We start from the raw sequence: 6073 nt of genomic DNA, 5'->3' as shown, positions 1-6073 counted from the left end.
TGATCGGCCAGCTCTACCACTGCCTGCAGACCCGGCAGCACTTCGACGAACAGCATGCCTTCACCTCCTCCTCGGCGGATCTGGCCGTAGCGGCTTGACTTCTTAGGCACGTGAGATGTCTTTCAGCAGGTCGAGGGCGTTGCCCCCGGCGATCGCGGCCCGCTCGGCCGGGGGCAGGCCGGCCGCGTCCAGGCGGGCCAGCGGGTCGGTCACGCCCATGTCGAAAGGGTGGTCCGTGCCGAGCACGACCCGGTCGGCGCCCACCTCCTCGACCAGATGGCGCAGGGCGCGCGGGGTGTACACCAGCGCGTCGAACCACATGCGGCGCAGGTAGGCGCTCGGGGGCTCGGCGCAGCCGCGGGCGTCCTCGCGCACCCGCCAGGCGTGGTCGGAGCGCCCTGCATACGTCGGCAGGTAGCCGCCGCCGTGCGCGGCCACCAGCTTCAGGCCGGGGAACCGGTCCAGGACGCCGGTGAAGATCAGGTGCGAGAGCGCCACCGTCGTCTCCACCGGCTGCCCGACCGTGTTGCCGAGGTAGCGGGTCGCCAGCCGCTCGCCCAGCGAGCAGCCCCACGGGTGGACGAAGACCACCGCACCCAGTTCCTCGGCTTTCTCCCACACCGGGTCGTGCGCCGGGTCGGCCAGCTCCCGGCCGTCGACGGTCGTGGAGACGCTGACCCCGTACAGGCCGAGCCCGGTGACCGCCCACTCCAGCAGCTCCACCGCGAGGGCGGGGTGCTGGAGCGGCAGGGTGCCTAGCCCGTACAGCCGCTCCGGGGCCTCGGCGCAGTGCGCGGCGACCGTCTCGCCGACCGTGCGGGCGAGCCGGCCGGCGAGGTCCTCGTCCGCCCAGTAGTGGTGCATCGGCATCGGGCCGACCACCTGGATGTCGACGCCCATCGCGTCCAGGTCCGCGAGCCGCTCCGGGACGCTGGTCAGCTTCCCGGCCAGCCGGTGGAGCTGCGCGCGGTTGACGGACAGCGACTCGGGGGAGTGGGCGCGCTGCTCGGCCGCCAGTTCGGCGGCGAACCCCGGCGTGCCCGCGACCAGGGCGTCGGCGGCCGGGACGGCCAGGTGGCCGTGGAAGTCGACGACCGGCGTGCTCATGCGGCCGCCGTCAGGGACTGCAGCGTCTCCGACATGATCCGCGCCGGGTCGGCGCCCGGCGTGGCCGGGTCGATCTCCCACTCGGCCAGCCGCAGGGAGTTCTCCAGCACCATCCGAACCCGCGGCAGCCGCCGCGCCATGAACTCGTCCAGGGCCCGCTCCACCGGCAGCTCCCCGGTGACCAGGGTGGCCAGCAGCACCGCGTCCTCCATGCACATGGCGGCTCCCTGCGCTATCAGCGGCGGGCAGGCGTGCGCGGCGTCCCCGACGACCATCGCCCGGCCGCGGTGCCACGCCTCGTCGACCAGCACCGCCTCGATCCAGCGGTAGTCCACCGCCGTGTCGTCCGGCAGCGAGGCGATGATCTCGCCCCACATGCCGCCGTATCCGGCGCCGCGCTCGCGCAGCAGCGACAGCGGGGCGCGCGGCCCGATCAGCGACGCGTCGAGGTTCTCGTCGAGGAGGTAGGCGTAGCAGCGGTCGGCGGAGATCGGGCTGTAGCCGGCCTTGAAGCGAGGACCGCCGTAGTACACCTCGGCGCAGTCCATCCCGGCGGGCCGCTCGGCGACCACCCGGAAGATCGACATGCCGACCGGGTGCGGCCGCTGGGAGAGGCCGATGAGCGCGCGCATCGACGAGTTGATGCCGTCGGCGCCGACCACGAGGTCGTAGCGGCCGGTGGAGCCGTCGGTGAAGGACACGTCCGCGTGTCCGGGCGACTGCTGCAGCCGGTCGACGCTCAGTCCGAGACGGACCCGCACGCCCTGCGCGTACACCGCGTCGCACAGCGCGTCCTGCAGGTCCGAGCGCAGCGCGCCCGCCGTGGACGGCAGGTCCGGGCCGCCGGTGTGCGGGGTCGGCAGCTCGCTGATCAGGCTGCCGTCCGCGCGGCGCAGCCGCATGATGTCGAACGGTACGGCCCGCCGCAGCACCCGTTCCAGCACGCCCACCGAGCGCAGCGCCTTCAGCGCGTTGCCCTGGACGGTGATGCCGTGGCCCACACCGAACCACTGGGGGGAGATCTCGACGAGTTCGACGTCGGCGCCGCGCTGGGCGAGTGCCAGCGACAGCACGCTTCCGGTGATGCCGCCGCCGACGACGAGCACCTTCTGTACGGGCATGGGTGATCCTTGCGAACGTAGAAGAGGAGGGGGTCAGCCGGAGAAGCGCGCGCCGAGTTCGTGGTAGTGCTCCACGGCCGGCGGCGCGGCGAAGAACGGGCCGACCAGGGCCCGCCAGCGTGCGAAGCGCTCCGATTCCCGGAAGCCGACTGTGTGCGCTTCGACCGACTCCCAGCCGACCAGGAGCAAGAAGGTCCGCGGCCGCTCCTCGCACCTGTGCAACTCGGCCCAGCGGAACCCGTCGGCCTCGGCGAGCACCTCGCGCGCCGTGCCGAAGACCTCCTGGAACTCGTCTTCCCGGCCGGCCTCGACGGTCAGCTCGGCATGCTCGACGACCACGTGTTTCTCCTCATGACGGTGGGTGCTCCGAGACTGCTCGGGCGATCGATGCAGGGTCAACGGATCGAGGCATCGGCAAGGGGGACGTCATGCATCCCGTACGGCGATGGAGGCGCGGTTCAGCCGCCGGGAGGGCCGCCGATGGCAGCCATCGCGAACGGCCATTTCCGCCGCCCGGCCCGGCTGCCTAGCGTCAGGGGCGATCCCCACCCCGACGAGGAGAGCCGCCCGTGCCCGATCCACTCACCCCTGCCGGACCGTTCGCGCTCGGCACGTTCCGCAGCAGCGCAGGCGTCGCCTTCCCCGGCCTGGTCACCGGGGCCCGCGTACGCGACCTGTCCGACCTGGTGCCGTCCGTGCGCGCCCTGGTCGAGGACTGGGACGCCTGGCTGCCCCGGCTCGACGAACTCGCCCGGTCCGCCGACGGCGCCTGGCACGACCTCGCGGCCCTGCGCGTGCTGCCCCCGCTCGAGCCGGGCCAGATCCTGCAGAGCGGTGCCAACTACCGCAAACACGTGGTCGATCTGGTCGCCGCCGAGAAGGAGAGCGTGCACGGCGCCACCCCCGAGGAGGCCCGCGCCGACGCCGAGAAGATGATGGACGAGCGCATCCGCAGCGGAGTGCCGTACGTCTTCCTCGGCTCGACGCGCGCGATGTGCGGCCCCTACGACGACATCGTGCTGCCCGCGCTCGGCGAGCAGCACGACTGGGAGCTCGAACTCGCCCTGGTCATCGGCAGGAAGGGCCGTGACATCCCGGCCGGGAAGGCGATGTCGTACGTCGCCGGCTACACCATCTGCAACGACCTCACCACCCGCGACCGCCTGTACCGGCCCGACCTGAAGGCCATCGGCACCGACTGGTTCACCGCCAAGAACGCCGACACCTTCCTGCCCACCGGCCCCTTCCTGGTGCCGGCCGCGTTCGCCGGCGAACCGGACGACCTGCGCATCACCCTGCGGCACAACGGAGTCGTCCGGCAGGACGAGTCCACCAAGGACATGATCTTCGACATCCCGCGGCTCATCGCGTACGTCTCCACGACCACCACCCTGCACCCCGGCGACCTGCTGCTCACCGGCTCCCCGGCGGGCAACGGCGCGCACTGGGGCGTCTTCCTGAAGCCGGGCGACGTCCTGGAGGCGGAGATCACCGGCCTGGGCCACCAGCGCAACACCGTCAGGAGCCACCCATGAGTTTCCAGCCCATCACCCACCTGCGCCATGTCGACCTGGCCGTCCCGGACTTCGACGCCCAGCGCGCCTTCTACGGCACCACCTGGGGCCTGACCGAGATCGCCAACGACAGCGGCCTCGCCTTCTTCGCCGCCGAGGGCAGCCCCGAGCAGTACGTCGTACGGATCCGCCAGGACGAACGCAAGCGCATGGATCTGGTCGCCTTCGGCGCGGTGTCGCCCGCGGCGGTGGACGAACTCGCGCTGCGCCTCAGCCGGGCCGGGGTCCGGATCGTCCACGAGCCGAAGCCGCTGGACACCCCCGGCGGCGGCTACGGTCTGCGCTTCTTCGACCCGGACGGCCGGGTCGTGGAGGTCTCCGCGGACGTCGCCGACCGCGCCCACCGCAGGATCGAGGAGCGGGAGGCGGTCCCCGTGCGCCTGTCGCACTGCGTCGTCAACTCCCAGGACCCGGCCGGTCTGCGCGACTTCTACGTCGAGCACCTCGGCTTCCGGCTCACCGACACCCTGTACTCCACGCACATGGGCGACCTCATGTACTTCCTGCGGTGCAGTCCGCTGCACCATTCCTTCGCCATCGCCCGCGGCCCCCATGTGTCGTTGCACCACGCCTCGTTCGAGATGCGGGGAGTGGAGGAGTACATGCGCGGCACCGGGCGCGCGCTGCGTGCCGGCACCCGGCTGACCTGGGGCCCGGGCCGGCACCTCGCGGGAGACAACACCTTCTCCTACTTCCACGACCCGCACGGCAACACGGTGGAGTACACCACCGAACTCGCCGTCCTCGAAGAGGACCTGTGGCATCCAGGCCGCCACGACGTCGACGACCCGATGACCCAGGACCAGTGGGGCACCGCCGACCCGATGAGCGAGTCGGTCGCCAAGGAGCAGTTCAACGACCCGGACGTGCTGTTCGAAGCGCCGCCCGTCTGACTCCCTTCCCACGCCCACCAGAAAGGCCCCAGTCGTGTCAGAGATCCTGAAGCACGCCGTCCCCAAGGCGGAGGTCGCCGCCTCCCTCGACCAGGTGCGCGAGACCGTCGCCGGCGTCATCGCGGACATCCGCGAGCGCGGTGACGACGCCGTACGCGCGTACTCCGAGAAGTTCGACAAGTGGAGCCCGGAATCCTTCCGGCTGAGCGAGGAGGAGGTCGAGAAGATCGTCGCGTCGGTGCCGCAGCAGGTCATCGACGACATCCGGTTCGTGCAGGATCAGGTCCGCACCTTCGCCCGCCACCAGCTCGACTCCCTGAAGGAGTTCGAGGTGGAGACGCTGCCCGGCGTGCGGCTCGGGCAGAAGCACGTTCCCGTGCAGGCGGCGGGCGCCTACGTCCCCGGCGGCCGCTACCCGCTCACCGCCTCCGCCCACATGACCATCGTCACCGCCAAGGTCGCGGGCGTCCCGCGAGTGGTCGCCTGTACGCCTCCCATCCGCGGGGAGATACCGGCCGCCACCGTCGCCGCCATGCACCTCGCCGGCGCGGACGAGATCTGGCTGCTCGGCGGGGTCCAGGCGGTCGCCGCGATGGCCGTCGGCACCGACACCATGCAGCCGGTCAACCTGATCGCCGGGCCCGGCAACGCCTACGTCGCCGAGGCCAAGCGGCAGCTGTTCGGCGAGATCGGTATCGACCTGTTCGCCGGCCCGACCGAAATCCTGGTCCTCGCCGACGAGCACGCCGACCCGTTCGTGTGCGCCGTCGACCTGCTCTCCCAGGCCGAGCACGGCCCCGACTCCCCGGCCGTACTGATCACCACCTCCCGCGAGGTCGCCCAGAAGACGATCGCCGAGGTCGAGCGGCTGCTGCCGGGCCTGCCCACCCGTGACTTCGCCGAGCCCGCCTGGCGCGACCACGGCCAGGTGCACGTCGTCGACTCGCTCGACGAGATGTACGCGCTGGCCGACGAGTTCGCCTTCGAGCACGTCGAGGTGCTGACCCGCTGGCCGCGCGAGGCGCTGGAGCGGATGACCCAGTACGGCGCCCTGTTCCTCGGCGAGGGCACCTGCGTGTCCTTCGGCGACAAGGTCATCGGCACCAACCACGTGCTGCCGACCCGCGGCGCCGCCCGCTACACCGGCGGCCTGTGGGTGGGCAAGTACCTGAAGACGGTGACCTACCAGGAGGTCACCGACACCGCCTCGCAGGCCCTGCTCGGCCGGGTGTGCGGGCGGGCCTCCCGGGTGGAGCTGTTCGAGGGGCACGCCCGCTCCGGCGACGTACGGGCCGCGCGGGCCGCCGGGGACGAGCTGCCCTGGAACACCGCATGACCCTGCGGGGGCGAACCGCACTGGTGACGGGCGGGGGAGGGC

General features: G+C 71.9%; 6 protein-coding genes. 3 read left to right on the top strand and 3 right to left on the bottom strand.

The window, feature by feature from the left end; genetic code table 11:
- Window positions 1–102: 102 nt before the first annotated feature.
- From EHS43_RS34860 to EHS43_RS34850, 3 genes are read right to left on the bottom strand one after another with little or no spacing between them, the layout of a single operon-like run.
- Entirely contained in the window at window positions 103–1107 is a 1005-nt protein-coding gene (locus EHS43_RS34860) for an amidohydrolase family protein (protein ID WP_125194645.1), read from the bottom strand.
- Entirely contained in the window at window positions 1104–2228 is a 1125-nt protein-coding gene (locus EHS43_RS34855) for an FAD-dependent monooxygenase (RefSeq protein ID WP_125194644.1), read from the bottom strand. The genes EHS43_RS34860 and EHS43_RS34855 overlap by 4 nt, the downstream gene beginning before the upstream one ends.
- 33 nt (window positions 2229–2261) lie before the next feature.
- A complete protein-coding gene (locus EHS43_RS34850) occupies window positions 2262–2567 on the bottom strand; it encodes an antibiotic biosynthesis monooxygenase (protein ID WP_125194643.1) in 306 nt (101 codons plus the stop codon).
- A gap of 230 nt (window positions 2568–2797) precedes the next feature.
- On the opposite strand from EHS43_RS34850, the gene EHS43_RS34845 reads away from it, so the two are divergent.
- The 3 genes from EHS43_RS34845 to hisD are packed head-to-tail and all read left to right on the top strand — an operon-like array spanning window position 2798 to window position 6031.
- Window positions 2798–3763, top strand: a complete 966-nt coding sequence (locus EHS43_RS34845) for a fumarylacetoacetate hydrolase family protein (protein WP_125194642.1) — start codon at window positions 2798–2800, stop codon at window positions 3761–3763.
- Window positions 3760–4695 carry a VOC family protein gene (locus tag EHS43_RS34840; RefSeq protein ID WP_125194641.1) on the top strand — a complete coding sequence of 312 codons (936 nt, stop codon included), beginning with the start codon at window positions 3760–3762 and terminating at the stop codon, window positions 4693–4695. The genes EHS43_RS34845 and EHS43_RS34840 overlap by 4 nt, the downstream gene beginning before the upstream one ends.
- A gap of 34 nt (window positions 4696–4729) precedes the next feature.
- Complete coding sequence (hisD, locus tag EHS43_RS34835) at window positions 4730–6031, top strand: histidinol dehydrogenase (RefSeq protein WP_125194640.1); 1302 nt, start codon at window positions 4730–4732, stop codon at window positions 6029–6031.
- The last annotated feature ends 42 nt before the right edge of the window (window positions 6032–6073 follow it).

This window comes from Streptomyces sp. RP5T (genome assembly GCF_003933965.1).
Taxonomy (GTDB): domain Bacteria; phylum Actinomycetota; class Actinomycetes; order Streptomycetales; family Streptomycetaceae; genus Streptomyces.
The sequence above is the reverse complement of the archived record's forward strand: the minus strand, read 5'-3'. Positions and strand labels throughout refer to the sequence as shown.

What these genes read in the sequence shown, in the direction of transcription:
- EHS43_RS34840 (WP_125194641.1), top strand. Translation starts at nt 3,760, where the DNA reads ATGAGTTTCCAGCCCATCACCCACCTGCGCCATGTCGACCTGGCCGTC.
- EHS43_RS34855 (WP_125194644.1), bottom strand. Translation starts at nt 2,228, where the DNA reads ATGCCCGTACAGAAGGTGCTCGTCGTCGGCGGCGGCATCACCGGAAGC.
- EHS43_RS34860 (WP_125194645.1), bottom strand. Translation starts at nt 1,107, where the DNA reads ATGAGCACGCCGGTCGTCGACTTCCACGGCCACCTGGCCGTCCCGGCC.